Consider the following 803-nt stretch of genomic DNA (forward strand, 5'->3'; position numbering starts at 1 on the left):
GTGGATTAACGCCGATCGTGAAAAAGATGCAATTAGCCTTGTTAATCAAACAATTGCATCGCAATCTGAAAACGCGAAAGTCGCGGTTGCGGGTATGGGTTATGATTTGCAGAACATCCTCAGATTAGAATCCGATCGCGGCCCCAAAAAAATACAACTTTTTTCCATGCCAAGTCATGAAAAAGGTCTATACTTTTTCTCCCGCGATTTACTTTGTTCTATTGAACCTGAGAATTATTTACTCATTTTGCTGTGTGCAAATAACGCCTGGCAGAATATTTCGGCAGAGAAATTACACCACTGGCTAATACGAATTCATGAGTGGACGAAATATCATAACTGCGCATTGCTGGTAATAAACCCTGCAAACAATAGCGACAGGCAATCATCAGTGTTGATAGGTAAATACCGTTCATTGTTTGGTTTGGCAAGTTTGCGTTATACAAGCGGAACACATCTTTATGATGTGGCCTGGTGGTGTAACGACAGAGGTGTGAGTGCTCAGCAACAACTTATTCTTGAACATCACGATGGTCACTGGCAATTAGCGAAGCAGGAAGAGGCCTCCGTCCAGCCGCGTAGCGATGAAAAGCGGGTGCTCAGTAATGTCGAGGTACTGGAAGGGGCGCCCGCGCTTTCTGAATACTGGACGCTATTCGAAACCAACGAACGCATGTTTAACGAGGCGCGAACCAGCCAGGCCGCGACCCTTATTTTCGCCCTGCATCAGAATAACCAAATCGCAACCATTGCCCGCCAGATTCATACCCTGCGCCGCCAGCGCGGAAGCGCTCTAAAGATTA

Annotated in this window: 1 protein-coding gene; it reads left to right on the forward strand. The window is 46.3% G+C overall.

What is annotated here, in order from left to right; genetic code table 11:
• Window positions 1–803 (forward strand): BcsE family c-di-GMP-binding protein (locus CKO11_RS17115; protein WP_263298508.1); only part of this gene is annotated, 803 nt, incomplete at both ends.

Origin of the sequence: Rhodobacter sp. TJ_12 (assembly GCF_020023995.1) — a bacterium.
In the GTDB taxonomy this organism is placed as follows: Bacteria; Pseudomonadota; Alphaproteobacteria; order Rhodobacterales; family Rhodobacteraceae; genus Rhodobacter.